The sequence below is a fragment of the Giesbergeria giesbergeri genome (genome assembly GCF_054779375.1).
In genome coordinates, this window is record NZ_BAAGYJ010000012.1 from 50,513 (window position 1) to 77,372 (window position 26,860).

At 58.4% G+C, this 26,860-nt stretch carries 26 protein-coding genes; 11 read left to right on the top strand and 15 right to left on the bottom strand.

Annotated features, from left to right (window positions below):
- Positions 1 to 42 precede the first annotated feature (42 nt).
- The 3 genes from ACYVB2_RS14530 to ACYVB2_RS14540 all read left to right on the top strand — a co-directional run bounded on the left by ACYVB2_RS14530 (position 43) and on the right by ACYVB2_RS14540 (position 2,703).
- Entirely contained in the window at positions 43 to 1,800 is a 1,758-nt protein-coding gene (locus ACYVB2_RS14530; RefSeq protein ID WP_382434492.1) for a phosphoethanolamine transferase, read from the top strand.
- A 98-nt stretch (positions 1,801 to 1,898) separates the two neighbouring features.
- A complete protein-coding gene (rnk, locus tag ACYVB2_RS14535) occupies positions 1,899 to 2,312 on the top strand; it encodes a nucleoside diphosphate kinase regulator (protein ID WP_382434494.1) in 414 nt (137 codons plus the stop codon).
- 25 nt (positions 2,313 to 2,337) lie between these two features.
- Entirely contained in the window at positions 2,338 to 2,703 is a 366-nt protein-coding gene (locus ACYVB2_RS14540) for a hypothetical protein (RefSeq protein ID WP_382434496.1), read from the top strand.
- Positions 2,704 to 2,710: 7 nt separating this feature from the next.
- Here ACYVB2_RS14540 and ACYVB2_RS14545 read toward each other — a convergent pair whose 3' ends face one another.
- Positions 2,711 to 3,829 carry an acyltransferase family protein gene (locus tag ACYVB2_RS14545; RefSeq protein ID WP_382434498.1) on the bottom strand — a complete coding sequence of 373 codons (1,119 nt, stop codon included), beginning with the start codon at positions 3,827 to 3,829 and terminating at the stop codon, positions 2,711 to 2,713.
- A gap of 198 nt (positions 3,830 to 4,027) precedes the next feature.
- On the opposite strand from ACYVB2_RS14545, the gene ACYVB2_RS14550 reads away from it, so the two are divergent.
- Positions 4,028 to 5,230, top strand: coding sequence for an ammonium transporter (locus ACYVB2_RS14550; protein WP_382434505.1), 1,203 nt, complete (start codon positions 4,028 to 4,030; stop codon positions 5,228 to 5,230).
- A 25-nt stretch (positions 5,231 to 5,255) separates the two neighbouring features.
- On the opposite strand, the gene ACYVB2_RS14555 is transcribed toward ACYVB2_RS14550, so the two are convergent.
- Entirely contained in the window at positions 5,256 to 6,233 is a 978-nt protein-coding gene (locus ACYVB2_RS14555) for a tRNA dihydrouridine synthase (RefSeq protein WP_382434507.1), read from the bottom strand.
- A gap of 120 nt (positions 6,234 to 6,353) precedes the next feature.
- On the opposite strand from ACYVB2_RS14555, the gene ACYVB2_RS14560 reads away from it, so the two are divergent.
- Complete coding sequence (locus ACYVB2_RS14560) at positions 6,354 to 6,854, top strand: hypothetical protein (protein ID WP_382434509.1); 501 nt, start codon at positions 6,354 to 6,356, stop codon at positions 6,852 to 6,854.
- A gap of 5 nt (positions 6,855 to 6,859) precedes the next feature.
- Here the strand turns inward: ACYVB2_RS14560 and ACYVB2_RS14565 are convergent, their stop codons facing one another.
- The 3 genes from ACYVB2_RS14565 to ACYVB2_RS14575 form a co-directional block, all read right to left on the bottom strand.
- Complete coding sequence (locus tag ACYVB2_RS14565; protein ID WP_382434511.1) at positions 6,860 to 8,002, bottom strand: methyltransferase; 1,143 nt, start codon at positions 8,000 to 8,002, stop codon at positions 6,860 to 6,862.
- A gap of 23 nt (positions 8,003 to 8,025) precedes the next feature.
- Complete coding sequence (locus tag ACYVB2_RS14570) at positions 8,026 to 8,541, bottom strand: GNAT family N-acetyltransferase (protein WP_382434513.1); 516 nt, start codon at positions 8,539 to 8,541, stop codon at positions 8,026 to 8,028.
- A gap of 108 nt (positions 8,542 to 8,649) precedes the next feature.
- Positions 8,650 to 11,154, bottom strand: a complete 2,505-nt coding sequence (locus ACYVB2_RS14575) for a DNA internalization-related competence protein ComEC/Rec2 (RefSeq protein WP_382434519.1) — start codon at positions 11,152 to 11,154, stop codon at positions 8,650 to 8,652.
- Positions 11,155 to 11,245: 91 nt separating this feature from the next.
- Between ACYVB2_RS14575 and ACYVB2_RS14580 the strand changes: the two genes are divergently transcribed.
- Positions 11,246 to 11,701 (top strand): RidA family protein, encoded by a 456-nt coding sequence (locus tag ACYVB2_RS14580; RefSeq protein ID WP_382434521.1) that lies wholly within the window; start codon positions 11,246 to 11,248, stop codon positions 11,699 to 11,701.
- Positions 11,702 to 11,722: 21 nt separating this feature from the next.
- On the opposite strand, the gene ACYVB2_RS14585 is transcribed toward ACYVB2_RS14580, so the two are convergent.
- From ACYVB2_RS14585 to ACYVB2_RS14595, 3 genes are read right to left on the bottom strand one after another with little or no spacing between them, the layout of a single operon-like run.
- Positions 11,723 to 13,297: a methyl-accepting chemotaxis protein gene (locus ACYVB2_RS14585; protein ID WP_382434523.1), complete on the bottom strand. Its 1,575-nt coding sequence runs from the start codon at positions 13,295 to 13,297 to the stop codon at positions 11,723 to 11,725.
- Between the two features lie 30 nt (positions 13,298 to 13,327).
- Complete coding sequence (gene parC, locus ACYVB2_RS14590) at positions 13,328 to 15,685, bottom strand: DNA topoisomerase IV subunit A (RefSeq protein ID WP_382434525.1); 2,358 nt, start codon at positions 15,683 to 15,685, stop codon at positions 13,328 to 13,330.
- Between the two features lie 14 nt (positions 15,686 to 15,699).
- Positions 15,700 to 17,682, bottom strand: coding sequence for a DNA topoisomerase IV subunit B (locus tag ACYVB2_RS14595; protein ID WP_382434527.1), 1,983 nt, complete (start codon positions 17,680 to 17,682; stop codon positions 15,700 to 15,702).
- Positions 17,683 to 17,745: 63 nt separating this feature from the next.
- On the opposite strand from ACYVB2_RS14595, the gene ACYVB2_RS14600 reads away from it, so the two are divergent.
- The 4 genes from ACYVB2_RS14600 to bamC all read left to right on the top strand — a co-directional run bounded on the left by ACYVB2_RS14600 (position 17,746) and on the right by bamC (position 21,234).
- A complete protein-coding gene (locus ACYVB2_RS14600; RefSeq protein WP_382434529.1) occupies positions 17,746 to 18,969 on the top strand; it encodes an MFS transporter in 1,224 nt (407 codons plus the stop codon).
- Positions 18,970 to 18,972: 3 nt separating this feature from the next.
- Positions 18,973 to 19,128 (top strand): hypothetical protein, encoded by a 156-nt coding sequence (locus ACYVB2_RS14605; protein ID WP_382434531.1) that lies wholly within the window; start codon positions 18,973 to 18,975, stop codon positions 19,126 to 19,128.
- Positions 19,129 to 19,200: 72 nt separating this feature from the next.
- Positions 19,201 to 20,097 (top strand): 4-hydroxy-tetrahydrodipicolinate synthase, encoded by an 897-nt coding sequence (gene dapA, locus ACYVB2_RS14610; RefSeq protein WP_382434533.1) that lies wholly within the window; start codon positions 19,201 to 19,203, stop codon positions 20,095 to 20,097.
- A 45-nt stretch (positions 20,098 to 20,142) separates the two neighbouring features.
- Positions 20,143 to 21,234 carry an outer membrane protein assembly factor BamC gene (gene bamC, locus ACYVB2_RS14615; protein ID WP_382434535.1) on the top strand — a complete coding sequence of 364 codons (1,092 nt, stop codon included), beginning with the start codon at positions 20,143 to 20,145 and terminating at the stop codon, positions 21,232 to 21,234.
- A gap of 95 nt (positions 21,235 to 21,329) precedes the next feature.
- On the opposite strand, the gene ACYVB2_RS14620 is transcribed toward bamC, so the two are convergent.
- The 3 genes from ACYVB2_RS14620 to ACYVB2_RS14630 form a co-directional block, all read right to left on the bottom strand.
- A complete protein-coding gene (locus ACYVB2_RS14620; RefSeq protein ID WP_460537123.1) occupies positions 21,330 to 21,617 on the bottom strand; it encodes a hypothetical protein in 288 nt (95 codons plus the stop codon).
- A gap of 229 nt (positions 21,618 to 21,846) precedes the next feature.
- The gene (locus tag ACYVB2_RS14625; protein ID WP_382434539.1) at positions 21,847 to 22,350 is read right to left on the bottom strand and encodes a hypothetical protein; all 504 of its coding nucleotides are present in this window, start codon (positions 22,348 to 22,350) and stop codon (positions 21,847 to 21,849) included.
- Position 22,351: 1 nt separating this feature from the next.
- Positions 22,352 to 23,491: a JmjC domain-containing protein gene (locus ACYVB2_RS14630; protein ID WP_382434541.1), complete on the bottom strand. Its 1,140-nt coding sequence runs from the start codon at positions 23,489 to 23,491 to the stop codon at positions 22,352 to 22,354.
- Positions 23,492 to 23,546: 55 nt separating this feature from the next.
- On the opposite strand from ACYVB2_RS14630, the gene ACYVB2_RS14635 reads away from it, so the two are divergent.
- A complete protein-coding gene (locus ACYVB2_RS14635; RefSeq protein WP_382434543.1) occupies positions 23,547 to 24,071 on the top strand; it encodes an FKBP-type peptidyl-prolyl cis-trans isomerase in 525 nt (174 codons plus the stop codon).
- Between the two features lie 33 nt (positions 24,072 to 24,104).
- On the opposite strand, the gene ACYVB2_RS14640 is transcribed toward ACYVB2_RS14635, so the two are convergent.
- The 4 genes from ACYVB2_RS14640 to coaBC are packed head-to-tail and all read right to left on the bottom strand — an operon-like array spanning position 24,105 to position 26,791.
- Positions 24,105 to 24,596, bottom strand: a complete 492-nt coding sequence (locus ACYVB2_RS14640; RefSeq protein WP_382434545.1) for an outer membrane lipoprotein — start codon at positions 24,594 to 24,596, stop codon at positions 24,105 to 24,107.
- Positions 24,597 to 24,626: 30 nt separating this feature from the next.
- Positions 24,627 to 25,076, bottom strand: a complete 450-nt coding sequence (dut, locus tag ACYVB2_RS14645; protein WP_382434547.1) for a dUTP diphosphatase — start codon at positions 25,074 to 25,076, stop codon at positions 24,627 to 24,629.
- Positions 25,073 to 25,540 carry a hypothetical protein gene (locus ACYVB2_RS14650; protein WP_382434549.1) on the bottom strand — a complete coding sequence of 156 codons (468 nt, stop codon included), beginning with the start codon at positions 25,538 to 25,540 and terminating at the stop codon, positions 25,073 to 25,075. The genes dut and ACYVB2_RS14650 overlap by 4 nt, the downstream gene beginning before the upstream one ends.
- 21 nt (positions 25,541 to 25,561) lie before the next feature.
- Positions 25,562 to 26,791, bottom strand: a complete 1,230-nt coding sequence (gene coaBC / locus ACYVB2_RS14655) for a bifunctional phosphopantothenoylcysteine decarboxylase/phosphopantothenate--cysteine ligase CoaBC (RefSeq protein WP_382434551.1) — start codon at positions 26,789 to 26,791, stop codon at positions 25,562 to 25,564.
- Positions 26,792 to 26,860: the final 69 nt, after the last annotated feature.

The following is a 26,860-nucleotide window of genomic DNA, read 5'->3' on the forward strand; positions in this document are numbered from 1 at the left end:
CATTAATCTGCACTTAAGGCAGCGGCACAACAATCGCCGCCTATGCCCCAGACCCTGACCCGCTGGCTGTCTTTTTTAGCCAGCTCTCGCCTCCGCCCCCGCTCCTCAGACACAGCCAGCGTCAACAGTACCGCACCTCTGGCCTGGCATCCTGCCTGGCTGATGGTGCTGGTCAGCGCCTGGTTGGCTACGGTGTGCAATGCCGCCCTGTGGCGCGAAGTCACGGCCTTACCCAGCGGTGGAGGCCTGCATGGCTGGGGGTTTGTGCTGGCTTTTGCGGTGATTGTGGCGGCAGGCAACGTAGCCGTGTTAAGCCTGTTGGCTTGGGGTCGTGCCACCAAGTGGGTGCTGGGCAGCTTTGTGATCATGGCCGCTTTTGGCAGTTACTTTATGCTCAACTATGGCATCGTGATTGATGCCAGCATGTTGACCAATGTGCTGCAAACCGATGTGCGCGAAGCTGGCGATTTGCTCAACTGGCGTTTGCCTGCCACCGTGGTGGCACTGGCTGCGCCCCCGCTATGGTGGTTGTGGCGCTATCCAGTACGCTCGCTAGGGGTGGTGCGCCATCTGGCCCACAATGCAGGCCTGCTCACAGCTGCCGTGTTGATATTGGTGGCTGCCTTGCTGTTGGTGTTTCAGGACTTTGCCTCCACCATGCGTAACCACACCCAGTTGCGCTACCTGATTAACCCCCTCAATAGCGTTTATGCGCTGGTGCATTTGGTCTCTAAACCGCTGCGCATGGATACAAGCACCCTGCTCCCTCTGGGGCGTGATGCCCAACTCGGTGCCAGCTATGCCCAGCAAGCCAAGCCGCCACTGCTGGTGCTGGTGCTGGGCGAGACCGCCCGCAGCGACCACTTTGGCCTCAACGGTTATGAACGCAACACCACCCCACTGCTGTCCAGTCGGACTGATCTGGTCAGCGCCCGCAATGCGTGGTCTTGTGGCACCAGTACAGCGGCATCGGTGCCTTGTATGTTTTCTCATCTTGGGCGCGAAGGTTTTGAAGGCCGCAAAGCCAATTTCGAGAGTCTGATGGATGTATTGCACCATGCAGGGCTGGCGGTGCTGTGGATAGACAATCAATCGGGTTGCAAGGGTGTCTGCGACCGAGTGGCCCAAGCCAGCACCAGCCGTGACACCGACCCCGACTGGTGCCCCCAAGGCGAGTGCCCTGACACTATCATGCTCAAAGATCTGGATGCCCGGATTGCCGCATTGCCTGCCGAACAACGTGCCCGTGGCACAGTGGTAGTTATGCACCAAATGGGTAGCCACGGCCCAGCCTATTTCAAACGCTCGACCAAAGCACACAAGAGGTTTGAGCCCGAATGCACCTCCAATGCTCTGCAAGAATGTGGACAGGCACAGGTGGTGAATGCGTATGACAACAGCATCGTGGCGACAGACGCCTTTCTGCACGCCACCATTGAATGGTTGCAAGATCGCTCTGGTCAGGCCTCCACAGCCATGATGTATGTTTCAGACCACGGCGAATCTTTGGGCGAGGGCAATCTGTATCTGCATGGTCTGCCCTATGCAATCGCCCCAGACGTGCAAAAGCATGTGCCGTGGATTACTTGGCTGTCTCCAGCCATGCAGACACGCAACCACTTGCAAACCTCTTGCTTACAACAAGAATTGGCCCAAAAACGCATCACCCACGATGCCTATTTCCATTCGGTACTGGGCCTTATGAATGTGCAAACCACGGCCTACCAAGGTGCCCAAGACATCTATGCCCTTTGCCGCCGTCAACAAAATGCCCAAACCATGCCCGCCACCACCAGTTGACATGGGCAATAGCCACAGCGGCTTACGATTGCCCGTGCAGTCCAGTGCGAGATAGACAATGGGCTACATTGCGGCCCTTTGCCTACTGTGAGGATGCCATGAGCCACAAGCCGCCGCTGATTTTGTCTTCCTTGGATCTGGAGCGTCTTGAGGCGCTGCTGGCGGGCATTCCATCGAGTGCGTTGGCAGGCAAAGCAGAATTGCAGGCAGAACTAGACCGTGCCGATGTCTTGCCCCCCGAAGAGATGCCCCCCAACGTGGTGACCATGAACTCCACCGTGCAGTTCACGATGGTAGAAACTGGCAAAGAGCTGCGCCTGACGCTGGTCTATCCCCGTGATTTGGATGGCAGTGCCGACAAAGTATCGATTCTGGCCCCTGTAGGCAGTGCGCTGCTGGGTTTGTCGGTAGGAGACGAGCTGGCATGGCCCGGCCCTGGTGGCAAAGCCATGACCGTGCGTGTCACGGACATTCTCTACCAGCCTGAACGCGCTGGAGAATTGCACCGCTGAGCGGGCACGCAAAGACAGCCCCACCATGCCACGCACGAGAATGCTGCAGGTGCAACGCCTGCGCCACCGCGCACTGGAGCGGCGCATGGCCCAACGGCCAGAATGGTTTAGCTCGTTTCTGGCAGGCAACCATCGAGAAAAAACTCGGCTGCGCCGAGAAATGGCGACGATGAAAGGGTCGGTGGTTTGGTTGTTGCGCCAACGCCGCCAAGGCCAATGGAGTGCCAATGAACGCGCCCAACTGCGCCAAGTGATGCGTTCAGCCTCTTCGGTCAGCCCCTACTTGATCATCTGGATTGTTCCGGGATCGCTGCTGTTATTGCCCTTGCTGGCGTGGTTCATTGACCACCGGCGCACACAACGTGGCAACACCGATACACCCTTGGATTAAGGCGCTGTCAAGCCAACAACTCTAGCCAGACCACCAGCAAGCCCATACCCACCAAACTGGCTTGCCAGCGCCACGCCAATGTCCAAGATGGCACTCGGCACTCTACCCGTAAGTAGAGGATGCGCCCCACCGCCAACGAAAGTGCAAATGCCAGCACCAAGCCAGCACTGTTGACCCACAGCGACTGCGGCCAGAAATGGCTCACAACAGCATTGACCAGCAAACACACCGGGAAATGCACCAAGAAAACCGAATAGGACATCTGGCCCCAACGCTGTAGCAGTGCAATGCCAGGCCATCGCGCCCCAACCCCCGGGCACCGCATCAACAGCACCAACGCCAGCGCGGTGCCCAAGGCGACCGCAATCCGCACCCGAAAATCCAGCCCCAAAGCCACAACACCCAACAACGCCATACCGGCTAACCACAGGCTCGGGCGCGAGGCATGTACCGCCCAATACGACAACATACCTAAACCGTAGGCACCAAAAAAGTACACCCCCCACTGATCCCAGGCAGGGTCACGGTTGAAGAACAGCAAAGAAGCCCCCGTGAGCAGCACCACCATGAGCGTGCTCACAAAAACGGCTCTGTGGTGGTGCTGGCCCGACCAAGCACGACCTGCAGCCAGCAAACCAACGCTGAGGACAAACAGCTGAAAGTCGATTGCTACATACCAAACGCCTGCAGACAGTGCCTCCTCCCCAACAACGTCTTGCAAGAGCAAGGCATGGGCCAACCATTGCGACAGCGAAGGAGCATCGGGCACGCTGGGATGCTCAAACCAAGGCCGCACCAACGCCGCAACGCCGACAGCCAACAACAGCGCCACCGCATAAGGCACGACCAGACGCACAAAACGGCGCAACAATTGCGCACTTGCACTGTCAAAACGGGCCACCTGCTGTGGTGCCAAACTGGCTGCTGCCAGATACCCCCCCAACACCAAAAAGACTTGCACCGCCATGCGGGCATTGTTGTACAGCCACTCTATCAAGGTTGGTGCCTGAAGATGCACCACATCGGACATTGGCCCATAAAACGCCAGATGGTGCCAAACAATCACAGCACAGGCCAAACCCTTGATGACATCAATCAAGGGATTACGGGAAATGGGGGAATTCATAGAGAGAAAAAGCAGCGTGCCCAACCGCCTGCGGGCCGGAAGGCAACCACACCGAAAGCAAATGCCCCCACTTAACGCCTCAGTTTGTCATCTGGTTGACACACCAAGCTGGCGCAATTTTTGCTTGTTTATGGTGCAAAGTTGGTGTTTTGCACCATAAATGTTGTTTATTGCCTCTTGCAAGGCCGAGAGAAAGTCATGGAATCACTCAAACAGGGCACCGACACCCTATTCATCTTGCTAGGCGCCATTATGGTGCTGGCAATGCACGCCGGTTTTGCGTTTCTGGAACTGGGCACGGTACGCAAAAAGAACCAAGTCAACGCCTTAGTCAAAATTTTGGTCGATTTTTCGGTTTCTACCGTGGTGTACTTTGCTGTGGGCTATGGCGTGGCCTATGGCACCCACTTTTTTGTTGGTGCCGATGTACTGGTGCAAAAGAATGGTTTTGAGCTAACACGCTTTTTCTTCTTGCTCACCTTTGCGGCCGCGATTCCTGCGATTATTTCGGGCGGCATTGCCGAGCGGGCCAAGTTCTGGCCGCAGTTGATTGCCACCGCAGCGATTGTGGGTCTGATCTATCCCTTTTTTGAGGGCATTGCTTGGAACCGGCACTTTGGCGTGCAAGATGGAATCAAGGCACTGACTGGCGAAGAATTTCACGACTTTGCGGGCTCTGTCGTAGTGCATGCGGTGGGTGGCTGGATTGCATTGCCTGCCGTGTTGCTGCTCGGTTCACGCGCCAACCGCTACCGCAAGGACGGGGCCATTTCGGCACACCCCCCTTCTAACATCCCCTTCTTGGCTTTGGGAGCGTGGATTTTGATTGTGGGCTGGTTTGGTTTTAATGTGATGAGCGCACAAACGCTAGACAAAATCTCGGGGCTGGTGGCCGTCAATTCGCTGATGGCGATGGTGGGTGGCACCCTGGCGGCCTTGGTATTGGGCAAGAACGATCCTGGCTTTGTCCACAATGGCCCTTTGGCCGGATTGGTGGCCGTGTGTGCAGGCTCCGACCTCTTGCACCCTTTGGGTGCCTTGGTGGTGGGTGCCATTGCTGGCAGCATCTTTGTGCAGATGTTCACGCTCACACAAAACAAGTGGAAGATTGACGACGTGCTGGGTGTCTGGCCTCTGCATGGCCTGTGTGGTGCTTGGGGCGGCATTGCTGCTGGCATCTTCGGCCAATCGGCACTTGGTGGCTTGGGGGGCGTGAGTTTTTGGGGCCAAGTGATAGGCACAGCGATGGGCGTGTGTTGGGCTTTGTTGGGTGGTGCGTTGGTTTATGGTGCCCTGAAGGCTACCGTGGGTCTGCGCCTGTCACAAGAAGAAGAGTTTGACGGGGCCGATTTGTCTTTGCACAAAATCAGTGCCACCCCCGACCGAGAGGTAAGCTGGTAAGCACAAAAACCGTGCAGGCCACTGTTTATGTGGACTGCTGGGCTTGCACCCAGTCTGTGATCGTGCGCTGATCGGTCTGGGTGCGAATTTGCTGGTAGGCTACTTCGGCCTCAGGAAAACGGCGGCGCAACAGGTTCAACCATTGCTTGAGGCGGCCTGCCCGCTGGCGGGGCTCTAGGCCATTGCACACCAACTGCCAGAAGCTGGCAATATGGGGCAACAGATCAGACCATTGCACAGGTGCCGCCATAGTCACTTCAAACGGCAGACCACCAGGGGCGGTATCTGCAGCGCGAATAGCCAGCGCCAGCCCCGGATCAGCCACCATACCGCGCCCCAACATCAGCGACTGACACCCTGAGACCATGCGACAACGCTGTGCGTCTTGTACTGTCCAAATTTCTCCGTTGGCCACCACAGGAACAGACACTGCAGCCTGAATAGCGGGGATTTGTTCCCAATAGGCGGGGGGGCGGTAACCGTCCTGCTTGGTACGGGCATGAACCACAATCTCGCAGGCTCCGTTATCTGCCATGGCCTGGGCACATTCACGGGCCAAGCTGCCATCGTGGTAGCCCAGACGCATCTTGGCCGATACCGGAAGCCCTGCAGGCACAGCACGGCGCACCGCTGCTACCAGCGTCGCAATATGCTCAGGGTCTTGCAGCAATGCTGCACCACCACCGTGGCGGTTGACTACCTTGGCGGGACAGCCAAAGTTCAAGTCTATGCCTTCAGGGCCCAGTGCCGCCAGACGCGCAGCATTTTCGGCCATGCATACTGGGTCGGAACCAAGCAATTGCGCCCGCACTGGCACACCAGCCAACGTGCGACTGCCGTAGTGCAACTCTGGCACATAGCGCAAAAATACCTTGTCGGGCAACAATGTACCGGTCACACGAATGAACTCAGACACACAACGATCTACGCCACCAATGCGGGTCAGCACATCACGCAGCACAAAATCGAGTAATCCCTCCATCGGGGCCAAAAGCAGGGGCATAAAAACACCAAGCAGAAAAAAAGGGCAGTAGGCATTGACCTACAGCCAGCCAAGGCTTCACTGAATTGTCATCGTTGGGCGGTGTAATTGCTTCTTTACCTGACCCAATGGTTGATTTTCATGCTGTTGCAGAAAACTGAAAAAGCCCACCAGGAACTCTCACCCGGTGTGCGCACCCTGAGCCTGCGTGAGCGTTCATTGCTGCTACTGGCCGATGGCAAGCCGGTGTCGGCCTTGCAAGCCATGTACCACGGCATGGGAGCGCAAATTGTGGAAAACCTGCTGCACCAAGGCTACCTAACGCGTAGCGGCTGCGCCAATGCCCACAACACAGCACAAACTGCTGTGCTGCGCACCGAATCTTCACTGGCAGGCGCACGCATGTATTTGTTTGACATTTGCGAACGCATGTTTGCCCGCCCCCATCCCGATTTGGCCCACAACCTGCGTACGGCACTGCGCAATGCCCGAGATGGCGACACCCTGCGCCATGTAGCAGAGGAGCTGTTTGCCCAAGTCAGTCACCATGCCGGGGGCGAGCGAGCAGCATCGCTGCGTGCCCAGGTAGCCGCCGTATTGGCCAGTCCCGCCCCCGAAGAAGCAGCACTGGAGTCCTGCTGAGCCGCTCAGGCAGGCACTAAACGCCATAGCGAAGTGACTTCAGCCGACCGCGCCACATGCAGAGGATCACTGGCATTGTGTACCTTGGGGTGTTGTGGACGCACATCATGGCGCTCCAACACGCGCAAACCGGCCTCAGCAATCCAGCCCAGCAACTGCTCACGCGAGCGCAATCCTAGGTGTTCGGCCAAGTCCGACAAAATCAGCCAACCCTCTCCCCCAGGGGCCAAATGGGAGGCCAATCCAGACAAAAAACCACGCAGCATGCGGCTGCCTTCATCGTAGATCGCATGCTCTACCGAAGAGTTGGGGCGTGCAGGTAGCCACGGTGGGTTGCAAACGATGAGTGGCGCCTGCCCCGCAGGAAACAGATCCAGAGCCTGCAATTGCACCTGCCTCTGTAGACCAAGACGCTGGATATTGTCTTGGGCACAAGCCAGTGCGCGCGGGGCGTTTTCAGTAGCCACAACGCAGCGCACTCCCCGACGGGCCAGCACTGCCGCCAGCACACCTGTGCCAGTACCAATATCAAAGGCCAGCTCTTGCGAAGGCAGTGGCACTTGTGCCACCAAATCGATGTATTCACCACGTACAGGCGAAAAAACGCCGTAATGCGGATGAATATGCGCACCTGCACCCAACGCGGCAATGGCAACACCCTTCTTGCGCCACTCGTAGGCACCTACCAAGCCAAGGAGTTCGCGCAACGTCACCACCTGGGGCTCACCAGTAGCCTCTCCCCACGCTTGCGTGCAGGCATGGCGCCAATCGGGCGCACGGCGCAAGGCGATACGGTAATCGCCTTCCAACTGGATGACGATGGCAGCCAATGTCCGGGCACGCTGTGATTGCGCCTGCCGATGCAAGTGAAATGACTGCTCCGGGGTAGCTTGGGCTAACTTGGCTGCGGCACGGGCAGCCACCTTGGCTGGCTTGCGATCCACTCTGCGCATCAATGCCTGCAATAGCTGGCGTGCGTTTTGGAAATCACCCCGCCACAGCAAGGCAGTCCCTGCACAAGCATGGCGGTAGGCGGTATCGGCAGACAAAGTGTCATCGGCCAAGAGTACGCGCTTGGGAGCGGGTGCCCCGCTCTCGGAACGCCAGCGCGCTGTGCGCACCTCGCCCTGTTCGTTCCATTCGATCATGGTGGCTTTCTGTAAATTGGATTTCAGTTGAGAGAGCGTTTAAGACGAACTTCTTCGATCTTGACGCCACCCACTACCGCTGTTTTGGCAGTGGACATCTCGCGCTTAAAACCCGCCAACTCATGGAAACGGATGGCTCGCTCATTGCGCAATGGCACCCAAGCGGTGACGTTGGTGCAGCCTTCCTCTTGCAAACCTTCGCGGGCTGCATCCCACAGTGCCAAACCGACACCCTGGTTCCAATGGCTAGGGGCCGCATAGATGGCCCAGATTTCACCCGTGGTAGGGCGGGACTTTTCATCGCGGGAGCGGTCATAGCCGACAAAACCAACGATCTTGTCATCTTCCACTGCCACTTGAACCTGTGGCTCACAGTACTCGATGGCTTCACGCCAGTAGGCCTGGCGTTTTTCCACCGACATGGTTTTGAGATGCTCATCAGGAATCAAACCCTTGTAGACCGCTTGGGCCGACAGGGTATGGAGTTGGGCAATGGCTTTGGCATCGCGAAGCGTAGCGGGACGTACCTGGAGGGACATGAAAAAACCGAACGAAAACAGGAAAAAATCAAAAGGAGCGGCATTGTCGCCGCAAATGGATTTTCAGCGGTAGTGATCAGAACGATCACCAAAGCATTCGAGGGCAGTTCAAGGCGGTAAATGTTGCCAGTAACGCGGCTGCAATGCACGTTCACAATGCACCATGTCCGGCTGTTCAGAAGACCAATGGGCTGCGCCACAACGCACAGAATCGACCAAGGTAATACCACGCTCTTGCAGGCGATCAACCACCTCGGCTGCCGGATGGCCGAAACGGTTGCGGTAGCCCGTCTGTGCCCAGGCACTGCGGGGCTGCACAGCATCCAAAAATGCGGCACTGGAGGATGTCTTGCTACCGTGGTGTGGCAGCAACAATACATCGGCACGCAACACAGCGTGTTGTGCCAACAAAGTCTGCTCTTGGGCCGTTTCGATATCACCGGGTAACAAGGCCGCCACACCCTTTGCAGCCACAATGCGCAAGACGCAACTTTGGGCATTGGTGCTGCTGAGCGCCTTGCGTGCGCCCACAGCAGCGGTAGCCGGCTCAACCGGCGAGGGATGCAAGACCAAAAATTCGACACCATCCCAATGCCAGCGTTGGCCTGCCACACAGGCAGTGACAGGGCGCAAGGCCTGCAAATGAGGCTCCGCAGTGACAGAACCCAGCAACTGCGCCTGAGACTGCGCCTTGAGCACAGCGACCGCACCGCCAGCATGGTCACTGTCACGGTGGCTGAGCAGCAGGGTGTCAAGGTGCTCACCCTGCGCCCGCAGCAGCGGCACCAGCACCCTGCTACCGGCATCACTACCCGTGCTGGTGCGTGGCCCCGCATCGTAGAGCAAGGTACGGCTGGCTGTGCGTACCAGCACCGCCGACCCTTGGCCCACATCCACGGCCAGCAACTCAAACTGCCCCGGTGCCGGACGTGGCGGCTGCCAGAAAAACACTGGAATCAGCAAGGGCAACCCCAACAAACGCACCGGCCACGGCCAAGACAAGGCCAGCAAGGCCCCCCCCGCCACAGCGGCGATGCCTGCCCACAACGGGGCAATGGGCAGCCACAATGTAGCCCAAGGCACAGCGGCAAACCACTCTAAGCAAACCACCATCGCCTGCACGGCCATGCCTGCCAACTGCCACAGCGGTGCCCACACCACCCCCAAAAAGGCCAACGGCGTGACTACCAAGGTGACCCACGGAATGGCCCACAGATTGGCAACAAACCCCACCAACGACACCTGACCAAACATCAGCAAGCCCAGTGGAGTCAGGGCCAGCGTGACCACCCACTGCTCGCGCAGCATCGCCAAAAAACGGCCCACGATACTGGGTGCCTCTGATGCGCCAGCGCCTGGATCGCTGGCAAACAAAATACCCACCGCCACAAAACTGAGCCAAAACCCCGGCTGCCACAGTGCCCACGGGTCGGGCAGCACCACTGCAGCACAAGTCAGCAACCAAACCTGTGGCCACGGCCAGCGCAGCCCCCACAAGCGCAGCAGCGCCACGGCACACAACATAGAGATGGTGCGTTGCGCCGGAATCCCCCAACCACTGAACAAAGCATAGGCCGCCGCCAGCAGAGCGCCCCCCACCAGTGCCGCAGAAGGCGCCGGCACCATGAGGCACAGGCGCGAGGAGCGCCGCCACAGCCCCCGCATCAATGCCGCCGCCAGCCAAGCAAACAAGGTAATGTGCAGCCCGGAAATGCTCATCAGGTGTGACACCCCGGTGGTACGAAACAAGTCCCAATCTGTACGCTCAATCGCCCGCTGGTCTCCGGTCACCAAGGCGGCCACCACGCCAGCCACTCGCTGGTCAGCAGCATCGGCAGGCTTGGGGGCAGCCAATTGCAGCATGATGGCGTCGCGCACTTGTTGGCGGATTTGTTCTACGGGATGCTGGTAGGTGGCCGCCAGCCGCTGCGGAGCCGGGTCTTTTTTGCTAATGCGCACATCACCCACGGCTTGCACATCCTGCTCCCATGCCCAGAGTTCATAATCAAAGCCGTGTGGATTGCGCAGGCCATGCGGTGCTTTGAGGCGCACTGTCATTTGCCAACGCTCGCCGGGGCGCACCACGGTATCGGCTTCGGTACTGGAGTGCTGTGGGCGGTGGTACCAACCCACATCTATCAATTGGGGCAGGTGCACCTTTTGGCCCGCCAGAGTGGCCGACTCCACCGCCAGCCGCAGACGCTGCCCACCCTCTAAGGGCTGGGACATGGCCGTGACCATGCCAGTCACACGCAGGTCATGGCCTTCCAGAGCCGGGTTGAGTGCCTGCGCAGCAAACTGGGTGGCACGCCACCCCGTCACAGAAAACAACAGCAACGCTGCTGCCAAAGCACAGAGCAGACTGGTGCACCAAGCGCAGCGTCTGACAGGCCAACGCCGGGCACGCCACACCACCCACAGCAACACCACACCCACCAAGCCCAAAACGCCATACCACTGTGGCGACCAGAGTTGGGCTTGGCCCACTTGCACACCCGCCCCTCCCAGAGCACCCAGCAACAGCACCGGAAAATGCCAAGGCCATGCGCGGGCACGATCGTCTGCCATCGGGTTGGGCAACACTGCAATGGGCGGAGTAGATGGTGCATTCATGGCGGGCCTCATCGTACTGCCCTGCCTATGGCACTGGGGCTGTGCCACACTGGTAAACCTGTTTCTAACCCCTTTTTTGTAAGGAATTTTTATGAGCGTTTACGACAAACTGCAAGCCCTGAACATCACCCTGCCTCCCGCAGCCACACCAGCGGCCACCTATGTGCCCTATGTGCAAAGCGGTAACATGCTTTTTCTGAGCGGCCATATCGCACGCAAAGACGGTCAAGTCTGGGCCGCCCAATTTGGCCGCAACATTGGCACCGAAGAGGGCAAACTAGCAGCCCGTGCTGTGGCCATTGATCTGCTTGGCACTTTGCATGCTGCCACCGGAGATCTGAACAAGATTGCCCGCATCGTCAAGGTCATGAGTCTGGTCAACTCTACCGCCGACTTTACCGAACAGCACCTGGTCACCAACGGCTGCTCTGAACTACTGGGCGAAGTGTTCGGTGCCAAAGGCGTACATGCCCGTAGCGCCTTTGGCGTAGCCCAGGTTCCGCTGGGCGCCTGCGTAGAGATCGAGCTGATTGCCGAACTGGCTTAAGGCCTGCCCTCCCCCCGCTGCTCAAGCGGCCAATCGTGGTGCCTGCGATTTCTGCCCGCTGGTATTGAACACCGACAGCACCCGCGCCAAATGGTCGGCCTGCTCACGCAGGCTTTGTGCAGCGGCAGCACTCTCCTCGACCAATGCGGCATTCTGCTGCGTCATTTGATCGAGGCTGCCGACCGCATGATTCACTTGGGCAATGCCTGCATTGGCTTGGGTGGCTGCAGTGCTGATCTGGGCAATCATGTCATTGACGCGCTGCACCGCCTGCACGATGTCGTTCATCGTGGTGCCCGCATCCTGAACCAGACGGGAGCCTGCTTCCACCCGATCTACCGAGGCACCAATCAACGCCTTGATTTCTTTGGCAGCTTGTGCACTGCGGCCCGCCAAGCTGCGCACTTCGCTGGCGACCACCGCAAAGCCTCGCCCTTGCTCACCAGCGCGTGCCGCCTCCACCGCAGCATTGAGCGCCAAAATATTGGTCTGAAAGGCAATCCCATCAATCACACCGATGATGTCGGAAATCTTGCGGCTACTGTGGTTGATCTCCTCCATCGTCGACACCACATGGGCGACCATCTCTCCACCCCGGCGTGCCACATCCGAAGCCCCCGCAGCCAAACGGCTGGCCTCTTGGGCGCTGCTGGCGCTGTGCTCTACCGTGCCCGCAAACTGCTCCATAGAGGCTGCCGTCTTTTGCAAATCACTGGAAGTCTGCTCCGTACGCATAGACAAGTCTTGGTTGCCCATCGCAATCTCGGCACTGGCGGTCGCAATATTGCTGGCACTGTTGCGCACCTGCTGCACCACCTGCGCTAAAGACTGACCCATCGCCTGCAATGAGCGCAACAAAGCACCAAACTCATCTTGGCGCGCCACCTGCACTGACGCAGTCAAATCGCCTTGGGCAATCTGCTCTGCCAGCGACACCGCCTGTGCCAAAGAATGCTGCATATGCCGAATCAGCATCTGCGCCCCCACCACCATAGCCCCCATAATCAACAACAACGCCACCCCCACCATCTGCAAGGTTTGACGCCGGGCCTGCGATTGATCTTTCTGCCAAGTGTGCAGTGCATCCCGTTGCAATTGCACAAAGTCTTTCAGGGTCTGTAAATAGGCGGCAGTAGCGGGGTTGTAGGACTGTGCAATCAGCGCAACCGCCTGGTCACGCTCTCCCTGCGCTTTGAGCTGGCGTGCTTTGGCCCGCAGATCCAGCATGGTCTTGCGCGCAGCGCCCACCTTGCCCATCTGCTCCCTGTCTACGGTGCGCAGATCCATGGCCTCCAGCGACTTCTGCAATTGGGAGATCTGTGCGGACGTAGCTGCAATGGTGTCTTTGAACGTCTCTTCTACCACAGGCTCACTGCTGGTGATGATGGCCTGCGTGCGAACTGCATTGGTTTCTGTCAGTCCCATCCAGCGGGTAGCCGTGTCCAATCGTGCCCCCAACTCTGCCGTCATGGCATCGTCTTGGGCCTGCTGCTGCATAACATGGCGTCCAATCAACCCCATCGCCAACAGCATCAGGATGACCACGGCCCCCACCGTCCACCAGAGTTGGTGTGCAATTTGCGATGTTTTGTTCATGTTGCCCCCTTTTTATTGCATCTTCTGTGCTTACAGGTGCCGGGTGACGCTGGTGGGTTTGAAGCCAAAATTGGCCTCTTTGCCCTTGCGGCCACGCGGTGCCAAGGCGCTATTGAGGCTGCGCAGTTCCAAAACCTCTTCTCGCGCTCGGCCACCACGCCCTATGCCATTGACCCGTACGCTCAGTGTATAGGCAGCTACTCCGACCAGTTGATCTGACCCCTCCAAGGCCATCAGCATCAAGCCACGCCCGCCCCGCTCCAAAGGCTTAAGCTCTTGGAGGCTCAGCGTCAAAATCCGCCCACCACTGGACACACAGGCCGCATGGGTGGCAGCCGTCAACGGCTGGCTGGCACTGCTGTGTGCCACATGCGAAGGCGCGCAAACAGTTTCACCCTCGGCCAAGGTGATAAAGGCTTTGCCACCTTTGTTGCGTGCCACCAAGTTATCCACTTGGGCCAAGAAACCATAGCCACCGCTGCTGGCCAGCAACAATTGCGCTTGGGCGGGGCCAGCAAAGTAATGCGCGATCTGTGTGCCCGCTTCTAGCTCGATCAGCGTGGTCACGGGCTGACCATCACCACGTCCACCGGGCAATTGCGCCACCGGCACCGAATACACCCGGCCATTGCTACCAAATACGACCAGCGTATCCACCGTGCGGCATTCAAAGGTGGCATGCAGACCATCACCCGCCTTGAAAGCAAAGCTGCCCGCCTCATGACCATGCCCGTTGCGGGTACGCACCCACCCTTTTTCTGACACCACGACCGTCACCGGCTCATCCACCACCTTGACTTCCACCACGGCCTTTTTCTCGGCCTGTATCAGGGTGCGGCGGGCATCAGCAAATTGTTTGGCATCTTGCTCCACCTCACGCGCCATCAGGCGGCGCAGCGTGGCTGGGCTGCCCAGAATGTCTTCGAGCTTGCCTTGACTGTCGCGCAGCTCTTGCAGCTCTTGCTCAATTTTGATGGCTTCAAGCCGAGCCAACTGGCGCAGGCGGATTTCGAGGATGTCGTCCGTTTGGCGCTCACTCAGGGCAAAACGGGCCACCAAAGCAGCTTTGGGCTCATCAGACTCGCGGATGATGCCAATCACTTCATCAATGTGCAGCAATACCGTGTGCCGCCCTTCCAGAATATGGATACGGTCGAGCACCTTGTCCAGCCGGTGCTGGCTGCGCCGGGTGATAGTGCTTTGGCGAAAAGCAATCCATTCTTCCAACATCCGGCGCAGTGATTTTTGCACTGGCTTGCCATCCAAGCCCACCATCGTCAGATTAATAGGTGCTGAAGTCTCTAAGCTGGTGTGCGCCAGCAACGCCGTAATCAATTCTTGTTGAGGTGTTTTGCCAGTTTTTGGCTCAAACACCAACCGCACGGCGGCGTCTTTGCTCGACTCGTCGCGCACGCTGTCGAGCACTGCCAAAATGCTGGCCTTGAGCTGGGTTTGTTCTTGGCTCAAGGCTTTTTTGCCCGCCTTGACCTTGGGGTTGGTCAGCTCTTCAATTTCTTCCAGCACTTTTTGCGCACTCACGCTGGGGGGCAACTCTGTCACCACCAATTGCCATTGGCCGCGTGCCAAGTCCTCTATTTTCCAGCGGGCGCGCACTTTCAGGCTGCCACGCCCGGTGCGATACGCATCAGCAATATCACTGGCACTGCTGATGATCTGGCCGCCACCGGGGTAGTCGGGGCCGGGGATCAGGGTTTGCAACTCGTCAGCCGAGAGTTGCGGATTCTTGATGAGTGCCACACAGGCATCGGCCACTTCACGCAGATTGTGGCTAGGAATTTCTGTCGCCAATCCCACCGCAATGCCACTGGCCCCATTGAGCAAGGCAAAGGGCAGGCGCGCAGGCAACTGGTGCGGCTCGACGGTGGAGCCATCGTAGTTGGGAATGAAATCCACCGTGCCCTCGTCAATCTCATCGAGCAACAGGCGGGTAATTTTGGACAAGCGGGCCTCGGTGTAGCGCATAGCTGCCGCACCATCGCCATCACGGCTGCCAAAATTGCCTTGACCATCAATCAATGGGTAACGCTGGGCAAAGTCTTGCGCCATACGCACCAAGGCATCGTAGGCCGACTGGTCGCCATGCGGGTGAAAGCGCCCCAGGACATCGCCCACCACACGGGCGCTTTTCACGGGTTTGGGAGCTACGTTGCCGGTGGGGCCAGAGTAGCTCAGGCCCATGCGGTCCATTGCGTACAAGATGCGCCGCTGCACCGGCTTCAAGCCATCGCAAACATCGGGCAACGCCCGGCCTTTGACCACGCTCAGGGCATATTCCAAATAAGCCCGTTGGGCATAACCGCCTAAGCTTTCAGGGTGGTCAGTGGCGGAAACGGGCAGGGCAATGGGAGTCAGAAGATCAGAAATCATGTTGTGTGTTGCGCCTATATATCCACGTCCACGCTGTCGCCGTGCAATTCCATCAGCTCACGGCGCGAGGCGGCCTCGCCCTTGCCCATCAGTTTGCTCATCAAAGCTTCAGTGGTAACAAAATCCAATGCCCCCAGATGCACTGGCATCAAACGTCGGGTATCGGGGTTGAGGGTGGTTTCCCAGAGCTGGTCGGCGTTCATCTCTCCCAAGCCCTTAAAGCGGCTGATGGTGCATTTATCGCGGGGCACGCCTTCTTTGGCGCATTTATCCAAAATTGCGGTCAACTCGCCTTCATCCAGCGCATACAACTTGCTGGCCGGTTTTTTGCCCCGCGCTGGCACATCCACCCGAAACAATGGTGGCCGCGCCACAAACACATGGCCGGTATCAATCAGTTTAGGGAAATGCCGGAAAAACAGCGTCAGCAACAGCACTTGGATGTGCGATCCATCCACATCAGCATCCGACAAAATGCAAATCTTGCCGTAACGTAAGCCAGACAAATCTGGCTCGTCTTGTGGGCCATGCGGGTCCACGCCAATCGCCACCGCAATGTCGTGGATTTCATTGTTGGCAAACAACCGATCGCGCTCTACCTCCCAAGTGTTCAGCACCTTGCCACGCAGTGGCAGCACAGCTTGGTTTTCTTTGTCACGGCCCATTTTGGCACTGCCCCCAGCGGAGTCGCCCTCTACCAAAAACAGCTCGTTGTACGCAGTGTCGCGGCTTTCACAATCGGTGAGCTTGCCCGGCAACACAGCCACGCCGGAGCCTTTGCGCTTTTCTACCTTTTGCCCGGCACGTTGGCGTGTTTGCGCCGCTTTGATCGCCAACTCGGCCAGTTTTTTACCGTATTCAACGTGCTCGTGCAGCCACAGCTCTAACGCCGGGCGCACAAAGCCCGACACCAAACGCACCGCATCGCGCGAGTTCAGCCGCTCTTTGATTTGGCCTTGGAACTGGGGGTCGAGCACCTTGGCACTGAGCACATAGCTGGCACGGGCAAACACATCTTCGGGCATCAACTTCACGCCTTTGGGCAACAGGCTGTGCAGTTCAATAAAGCCCTTTACGGCTTGGAACAGACCATCGCGCAAACCAGACTCGTGCGTGCCACCAGCACTGGTCGGAATCAAGTTCACATAGCTCTCGCGCACGGGTGCGCCTTCGTCGGTAAAGGCCACGGCCCATGCTGCGCCTTCGCCTTCGGCAAAGCTGTCGTGGCTGCTGTCGGCAAAACCTTGGCCCTCCCACAGCGGGATCACCGGGTCGGCCACCAACGTTTGCATCAGGTAGTCACGCAAGCCGCCTTTGTATTGCCAAGTTTGGTGATCGCGGCTTTTTTCGTTGGCGAGCGTCACCGTCACACCCGGCATCAGCACGGCTTTGCTGCGCAGCAAATGCACCAATTCACCCATGGGCAACTGGCTGGATTCAAAATATTGGGCATCGGGCCACACACGCACCGTGGTGCCCTGCTTGCGCTCTCCGGCCTGTAAGGGGCGCACTTGCAAGGGTTCGACCACATCGCCCCCAGCAAAAGCCAACTGCGCCATTTGGCCTTCACGATGACTGGTCACTTCCAACCGGGTGGAGAGGGCATTGGTCACGCTCACACCCACACCATGCAAGCCACCAGAAAAGCTATAAGCCCCACCCTGGCCTTTGTCAAATTTTCCACCCGCGTGCAGGCGGGTAAACACCAACTCCACCACAGGGGCATTTTCTTCGGGGTGCAGGCCAAACGGAATGCCCCGGCCATCGTCCTCAATGCTGACCGAGCCGTCGAGGTGCAGACTCACTTTGATTTTTTTTCCATACCCGGCCAAGGCCTCATCGGCGGCGTTGTCTAACACCTCCTGCACGATGTGCAGCGGGTTGTCAGTGCGGGTATACATGCCGGGGCGCTGCTTGACAGGTTCTAGCCCCTTGAGCACACGGATCGAACTTTCAGAATATTCAGGAAGGGAGGTAGAAATAGGTTTGGCTGGCATGGGCGCGGATTCTAGGGGGTGGCGTCTCCAGCAGAATAATGCCCTTGCCATTACAGTTGTCCGATGTCTTCTCCACCGTCTCCACACAAACTCTCCATGTTCCAGGTGCTGGCCTGTGGTGCTGCCATCGTGACCTTATCGATGGGCATACGCCACGGCTTTGGCCTATGGCTGCAACCCATCACGCAAGAGATGGGCTGGACACGCCAATCTTTTGCACTGGCCATGGCTATACAGAATTTATCCTGGGGCGTGATTGGCGTTTTCATGGGCATGGCTGCCGACCGCTTTGGGGCTTTCAAGGTGCTGGCAGGCTGCGCGCTGCTGTATGCGCTGGGGCTGGCAGGCATGGCTTGGTCACCCAACACCACGGTGTTTGCCCTCACGGCTGGGGTGCTGATTGGTGCGGCGCAAGCGGGCACCACCTATGCCGTGATTTATGGCGTGCTGGGCCGCCAAATTGCCCCCGACAAACGCTCTTGGGCCATGGGTGTGGCCGCTGCCGCAGGCTCCTTCGGGCAGTTTTTGATGGTGCCAGTAGAAGGCTTCTTGCTCAATACCTTGGGCTGGCAGCAATCTCTCTTGGCGCTGGGGGTCATGGTGCTGTTTATCATGCCACTGGCACTGGGCCTGCGAGAGCCGGGCTTTCAGGGCAGCGCACCAGCACACCGGGGGCAAAGCATTGGCCAAGCCCTGAGCGAGGCTTTGCGTTACCCCAGCTTTTTGTTTTTGACCGCCTCTTATTTTGTCTGTGGCTTTCAGGTGGTGTTTATTGGTGTGCACATGCCCAGCTACCTGCGCGATCATGGCCTCTCGCCCGAGGTGGGTAGCCACGCATTGGCACTGATTGGCCTGTTCAATGTGGTTGGCTCTTACCTGACCGGCAGTCTGGGCCAGCGCCTGCCCAAACGCTACATTCTGGCTACTATTTATTTCACACGTTCGGTGGCCATTGTGTTGTTTTTGTGGGCGCCACTGTCGCCTTGGTCGGTGTATTTGTTCTCGGCGGTGATGGGCGCTTTGTGGCTGTCTACCGTACCTCCCACCAATGCCACGGTAGCCCAAATCTTTGGCGTGCAGCATTTGTCCATGCTGGGAGGGTTTGTATTCTTTAGCCACCAACTGGGCAGCTTCATGGGTGTCTGGTTGGGTGGTTACCTGTACGACCAAACGGGCAATTACAACATCGTCTGGATGATTTCTATCGTGCTTGGGGTGTTGGCTGCTTTGGCCAGCTTACCGATCAAAGAGCAGTCCATCCAACGCCCAGCCATGCAGGGAGCTTGAACCATGCCCACATCCTCCATCACACCACGGCCCCAACCCTCTTGGCAACGAGGGCTGGCCGTCAGTGCTGCCATACTGGTGCTGCTGGCTGTATTTGCCCTCTATACCCAGCCCAGCTTTATGGTACTGCTGGCCGATCAGGTTTGGTCGTGCTTCTAACCCAACGCGCCCCACTGTCGGCCTGCCCTGCCTCTAGTTAGAATGCCCTTTTACCCGTTTACCACTGCGGACATGACCACTTCCAGCGTCTCCCTCACCGGCAGCATCGTCGCCCTCGTCACCCCCATGCACGAAGACGGTAGCGTCGATTACCCCACCCTGCGTCAACTCATCGACTGGCATATTGCCGAAGGCACCGACTGCATTGGTGTGGTTGGCACCACGGGCGAGTCACCCACCGTCAACGTGCAAGAGCACTGCGAAATCATCCGCGTGGCGGTAGAGCAAGCAGCCAAGCGCGTGCCCATCATGGCCGGTTGCGGTGCCAACTCCACGGCCGAGGCCATTGAGCTGGCCCGCTTTGCCAAAAGCGTGGGTGCCGACAGCCAACTGCAAGTGGTGCCCTACTACAACAAGCCCACCCAAGAGGGCCAATACCAACATTTCAAGGCCATTGCCGAGGCCACAGGCGACTTGCCCATTATTTTGTACAACGTGCCCGGCCGCTCGGTGGCCGATATGCAGCACGACACCGTGCTACGCCTGGCCCAAGTGCCGGGTATCATTGGTATCAAAGAAGCCACCGGCAATATCGAACGAGCACAATGGCTGATTCGTGATGTACCCCAAGGCTTTGGCGTTTACTCAGGAGACGATCCCACCGCCGTGGCGCTGATGCTGTGCGGTGGTCACGGCAATATCAGTGTCACAGCCAACGTGGCTCCACGCCTGATGCACGAGCTGTGCGCCGCGGCACGGGCAGGCAATATCAGCCGTGCCATGGAAATCCAATTCCAGCTGATGCCCGTACACAAGCACCTGTTTGTCGAGGCCAACCCCATCCCCGTCAAGTGGGCCATGCAACGCATGGGCCTGTGCGGTGGCACGTTGCGCCTGCCCATGACGACACTCAGCGCCAGCAACGAAGCAGTGGTAGAAGCCGCCCTGCGCAGCGCCCATCTGCTCTAAGCCCCGCGTGCCAGTCAAGTGCCTGTCTGTCTTTTTGAGGATTCCGTGAAACCAACCCCTATTGCACGACTGGGCCTGCTGGGCCTGACCATTGCGCTGTCTGCATGTTCTGCACTGGAAAGCGACAAAATCAACTACAAGAGTGCCACCAAGGCAGCCACGCTGGAGGTGCCGCCTGACTTGCAACAGCTCTCACGCGATACCCGTTATGCAACACCGGGCGGTGTGGTGTCGGCCAACGCCTTGCAAGCCAACCAAACTGCACTGCCTGTAGGCTCCACCACGGCCATCAACAATCTGGGGGATGTCCGCATTGAACGGGCAGGCAACCAACGTTGGCTGGTGGTCAACCGTCCGGCTGAGCAGCTTTGGGATCCGGTGCGGGAGTTCTGGCTAGAAAACGGCTTTGTGTTGGTCTTAGACCAAGCCAAAGTAGGCATCATGGAGACCGACTGGGCAGAGAACCGCGCCAAGATTCCGCAGGATTTCATTCGCTCCACGCTGGGCAAGGTGCTGGACGCTGTCTATTCCACAGGAGAGCGAGACAAATTCCGCATCCGGCTAGAACGCAACGCCAGCGGTGGCACCGAAATCTATGTCAGCCACCGTGGCATGATCGAGGTCTATACCAGCAGCAGCAAAGATGCCACGCGCTGGCAACCCCGCCCTACCGATCCCGAGCTAGAGACCGAATTTTTGCGCCGCATGATGGTCAAACTCGGTGCCAGCAAAGAGCAAGCCCAAGCCGTGACAGCCGCCACTGTGCCGCCCACCCCAGCAGCACGCATAGAAACTGCCAACAACACCTTGGTATTGCAACTGAACGAAGGTTTTGACAGGGCATGGCGTCGTGTAGGGTTGGCACTGGATCGCACGGGCTTCACCGTAGAAGACCGCGACCGCAGCCAAGGCGTGTACTTTGTCCGCTATGTGCCCGCCAATGCAAACAAGCAAGAGCCTGGCTTCTTCAGCAAGCTCTTCAACAGCACACCCACCATCACCCCAGAAAAATACCGGATTGTGGTGCGCAGCGAAGGCGATGCCTCTGCCATCTCGGTGCTCAATGCCAGCGGAGCCGCCGACACATCGACCAGCGCCGCCAGCATTGTGCGGGTGCTGGCAGACGAACTGAAGTAACAACCCCTCCGTCCTGCGGGACGGAATAAAAAAAGCCCCGTTGCGTTAGCACGGGGCTTGAACTTGTCCGGGGACACCCCCCGGATCAAAGCCGATTACTTGGCGGCAGCGGGTGCAGCAGCAGGAGCAGCGGCGGCAGCAGCTGCCTTGACTGCGTCAGCAGCGGCGGGGGCTGCAGCGGCTGCGTCAGCAGCAGCAGGAGCGGCGGCGGCAGGAGCTGCAGCGGCGGCGTCAGCAGCAGGAGCGGCGGCAGGGGCTGCAGGAGCAGCAGCGGGTGCCTCTACAGGAGCGGGAGCAGGTGCAGGAGCGGGAGTTTCTTTTTTGCCGCAGGCAGCCAAAGCGGCAGCAGCAATCAGCGAAGCGATGACGAGGGTCTTGTTCATTTCAGGTTTCCTAGTTGGACAGTCAAAAACGGGTTTGCCACCACGTCAGGCTTGGCGCAGCCAGCTACGCTTTGGCAAATGGACGCAAGAAATTTTGCGCCTGCTTACTTAATCACAATCCACGATTATATTGGGATTCCGTCAATACTGGCTAACGCTAACACATAGCCCCACACCCAAGGCGTTGCAACAATCAGACAGTCTGAGGCGAGAGTAGCTTCCATTTTCCTTACAGCCCCAAGGTCGTTGCAGGAAATCCGGGCGCACTCTTATTGTGCAGCCATTCGTTCAAGGTCTCGCGCAGCAAGACCCGGCGCTCGGGCTCTGTCCCAGTCACCCCCATACAACGCTCTGGATCAAGGCGCTGCAACACCCAGCTCGGTGACCAGATCGTACTGGGCAGATCCAGACGATCAGCCGCAGGACTGCGACGGCACGTCAGAAGATGATCCCAAGTGCGGCGCCACTGAACAAACCGGGCATGGCGGCGCACCAGTTCGTCATAGTTACAGGCCAGCAAGGTCATGCGCCGACCACTGCCCGCCCATGCCTGCAAAGACTCCACCACCGCCCGCTCACCCAAGGGCCAATCATGAAAATCGGCATCACTGAGGATGATCTCGCGCCAGCCTTGGGCAGCTGCGGCGGCCAGTGCATCGCGCACCAACTGCTGGAATGCCTCACGCCCCTGAAAACGGCCCTGAGGCAAAAAATCCGCAGATGTGTCCACCATATCAACGCTCAGAATTTGCAGGCTGGGCATGCAGCCAACCGGCATCACACCAAGAGGACAACAGTTCTAACGCATCGTCACTGGCACGGGCCAGCGCACGGGCATCGAGCGCACGGCCATTGGCTAACTGGCGCATCAGTTGCGCATCTTCGCCTGCGGCGCGGTAACTCTCACCATTGATGAAAACATGGTCGGCGTCATACATCATGCGGGTGCGCCGATCCAGCACTACCTGTTCCAACATGACCCCTTCTGGCCCTGGTTCAAACCAAACATTGGACTTCGGTTCAGTGAGGTACTCTCCCAAGGCACGTTCTAGGGCACGCGGCTGCTGTAAAGCCCATTCCAGTGCCTGACGGGCAAAGTCATGCAAGGCTGGGGGAATTTCTGCGGCCTCGGCCACGGCAACCTGTTGCGGATCACGGTAAAGCTGTTGATCTTGCTCGCCCTCATCCTCATCGGCCAGACGCACCAGCAGCTCTTGCGCCAAATTGACGCGCTCTGGCACACGAAAACCGACCGAATAGGTCATACAGTCGCCGCCCTCCGCAATGCCATCGTGTGCCCAACCGGGTGGCAGATAGAGCATGTCGCCCGGCTCCAACACATATTCTTCCTCTGGCTCAAACTGGGCCAGAATTTTCATGGGCACATCGTCACGCAACGTCAGATTTTTCTGGCGGCCAATGCGCCAACGGCGGCGTCCCTGGGCCTGAAGCAAGAACACGTCATAACTGTCAAAATGCGGCCCTACGCCACCACCATCGGTGGCATAGCTGATCATCAAATCATCCAACCGCGCATCGGGCACAAAACGGAATTGCTGCATCAGTGCGTGAATGGCATCGTGGTGCAAATCCACCCCCTGCACCAACAAAGTCCAGTGGGGACGTTGCAAAGGTGGCAAAGCCCGCCGTGATAGCGGGCCATGCCGCAGCGACCAAACACCTTCGACCTGTTGCACCAAACGCGACTCCACGCCCTCTTGGGCAGCCAGCGCAAACAATGCAGGGCGTGACAGCGGTGCCTTGAAACCAGCAATGGCTTGGCGTACCAATAAGGGCTTTTTCTGCCAATGACGACGCATGAACTGTGCAGGCGTCAGGCCAGCCAACAAGGCGAGGGGTTGCTTGGTATCCATGACAAAAATTCCGGCCCGGCAAAGGGCCTGTTGGTCAAACTGCGACAATTCTCCTATGGAAATCACCGAACAATGCGTAGTCGCACTCACCTGGACCCTGACCGACACCCTTGGCGAAGAGCTGGATGTATTGGAGGAACCCGTAGAATTTTTGGTGGGGGGCGATGATTTGCTGACCCGAATCGAAGAAGCCCTGCAAGGGTACAGCACAGGCGCAACACTGTCGCTGCACATCGAACCAGAAGAAGCGTTTGGCGACTTCAATGACCAATTGCTCTTTTTAGAGCCACGCAGCCTCTTTCCCACAGAAACAGAAGAAGGCATGGTGTTTGAAGGCCATGCTCTGCCCCCCGGCTGCAACCCCGATATGCCACACGATGCCATCTACACGGTGGCCGAGCTGTACCCCGACCATGTGGTGTTGGACGGCAACCACCCCTTGGCCGGAATCGCCATTCGGCTGCACCTGAAAGTTTGTGGCGTGCGTGAGGCCACGGAAGAAGAAATCGGCAGCGGCACCGCCGGAACTGGTTTTTTCCGCATTCAACCGCCAGCCCCTAACCAGCCCTTACTGCACTAGCACCGTGGGCAGGCACTGGCCTGCCCAACGCGCTCAATAGCGGGAAATCTGCCCTTGGTAGACCCGCACCCGATCGCCGGTACGCAAATCGCCCGGCGAAGGCACATCGTAGGAACGGGAACCGCCCCGATCCATGCGCAGGGTAATACGATAGCTGCGGGCATAGCCACCGCCACCAGAACGCTCCTCAATGGCATTGCCTACCACGGCACCGCCCACCACCCCTGCGGCAGTGGCTACCGCACGGCCACCACCGTGACCAATCTGGTTGCCCAACACGCCACCAATCACGGCGCCAGCCACCGCGCCAGCCCCAGAGGTCTGCCGTTGGTGTGATTGCAACACGTCAATTCGCGTGACATGGGCATATTCCGTACCCCGCGGAGCAGCGGCTGGACGACTCTGGTAGGCACCGCTGCTGGCATAAACCGGCTGTGGTGCAGGTTGCTGGGTGGCACAGGCCGTCAAGACAGCACAGGCAATCACAGAGACAGCGCCGGTAGTACAGCGCAAAAAACTTGGCATGGTTCAACAAACTCCTGAAAAATGTGGCGTTCAAGCCGTGCCGGTGGAGCCATAACCGCCCTCACCACGCACACTGTTGGCAGCAAATTCCTGCACAACCTGAAACTGTGCCTGCACCACGGGCACGATCACCAATTGTGCCAACCGCTCCATTGGCTCCACGGTGAAAGGCACGCTGCTGCGGTTCCAAGCACTGATCATCAGTTGACCTTGGTAATCGCTATCGATCAAACCGACCAAATTGCCCAGCACAATGCCATGTTTATGCCCCAGCCCTGAGCGCGGCAAAATCAACCCGGCATAACCCGGATCACACAAATGAATAGCCAGCCCAGTAGGCACCAATTGCCAAGCATTAGGCTCTAAGGTCAGGGGCGCATCCAGACAGGCACGCAAATCCAAACCGGCACTGCCGGGGGTAGCGTAAGCGGGCAGTTGCTCTGCCATGCGTGCATCCACAATTTTGACGTCAATTTTCAATTTTTTCTTTCATGGTGACGCCGTTGCGCCAAAGAACGGATTTCTTGTTGGAGTCGCTGTAAACCAGAACGGGCTATATCAGAGGCAGGTGCTTGGTCAGACAAAGCCGCCAGCGCCCGTCCCCCAGCAAACCAGACGGCAACCATCAGTATCAGCAAAGGCACCGAGCCATGATCAAGCAACAGCCAAGCCGCCAAATGGGCCAGTGTCAACCAAAGCAGAACGGTACGCCCCTTGTGCAACGCCGAGAGTACCGCAGCCCATTGGGTGGCTAACGGCAATGTGGGTTGCGCAGTAGTGGTGGTTGCTTTGGAGGCTTTGACCGAGGAGGCAGTGCTGCTTGTGGAAGGCGCTTGCGGGCTGGCAGTCGGTGGTGGTGCAGCCGTGGTCAAGTGCTCTAAATAGCGCACAAAGTCACCGTTGGGTGGTGTGTCCCAGTTGTTTTGGTAAGGGTTGAGGGACATCAGTGACCTCCAGCAATAGCTTTAAACCGCTTTGGAATCCAAGGGCAGGCGCTGAGCAATCTCCACAACCAACTGCTGTGCCAACTCCCGCTTGGAAGCATGGGGCAGTTCGCGGTGGCCTGCCGCATCCACCAACAACAACGCATTGTCATCGCGGCCAAAGGTGGCTGGGCCAATATTACCCACCAGCAACGGCACGCCTTTGCGCTCCCGCTTGGCCGTAGCGTGTTGCAGCAAATCATGGCTTTCAGCGGCAAAACCCACGCAAAATAAGTCGCCAGTCTGCGCCCGCTCCGACTGCGCTACCGTGGCCAGAATATCCGGATTTTCGACAAAAGACAGCCCAGGCACTTCGCCCGAACCATCTTTTTTGATTTTTTGCTGCGAGGAATGGGCCGGACGCCAATCGGCCACAGCAGCAGTAGCGATAAAAACGCTGGCCGCTGGGGCTTGCTGCATCACAGCGTGCAGCATCTCTTGGGCTGATTGCACATGAATACGCTGCACGCCTCTGGGCGTAGGCAAATGCACTGGCCCCGCCACCAAGGTCACTTGGGCACCTGCCTCCTGTGCAGCACGGGCAATGGCAAAACCCATTTTGCCGCTGGAGTGGTTGGTGATGCCGCGCACCGGATCGATGGCTTCAAAGGTCGGGCCTGCAGTGATTAACACCTTGCGGCCTGCGAGGCGCTTGGGCGTAAAAAAGGCAATCACCTCTTCCAACAATTCGGCAGGCTCTAGCATCCGGCCATCGCCAGTCTCGCCGCAAGCCTGGTCGCCGTGGCCTACACCCAGTACCACAGCGCCGTCTTGGGCCACTTGTGCCAAGTTGCGTTGTGTGGCCGGGTGCGCCCACATCTCCCGGTTCATGGCCGGTGCCAGCAGCAACGGCACACGTTCTATCGGGCGGGCCAAACACATCAAACTGAGCAGCTCGTCGGCCCGGCCTTGTACCAACCGAGCGATAAAGTCGGCGCTGCACGGTGCCAACAAAATAGCATCGGCCTCGCGGCTGAGGTTGATATGCGGCATGTTGTTGGCCTCGCGCGCATCCCATTGCGAGCCATACACAGGCCGATTGGACAGCGCCTGCATCGTCACTGGGGTGATGAACTGCGCAGCCGCCTCGGTCATCACCACCTGTACGGTAGCCCCCGCCTTGATCAACAGGCGACACAAGTCCGCCGATTTATAACAAGCCACGCCCCCACTGAGGCCCAGCACAATATGTTTACCAGCAAGCTCTTTCATAGGGGCGCAATTTAGCAGAGACCCCACAGCACAAAGGAGGCCACCTATAATTCCGATTTCCCACCCCCT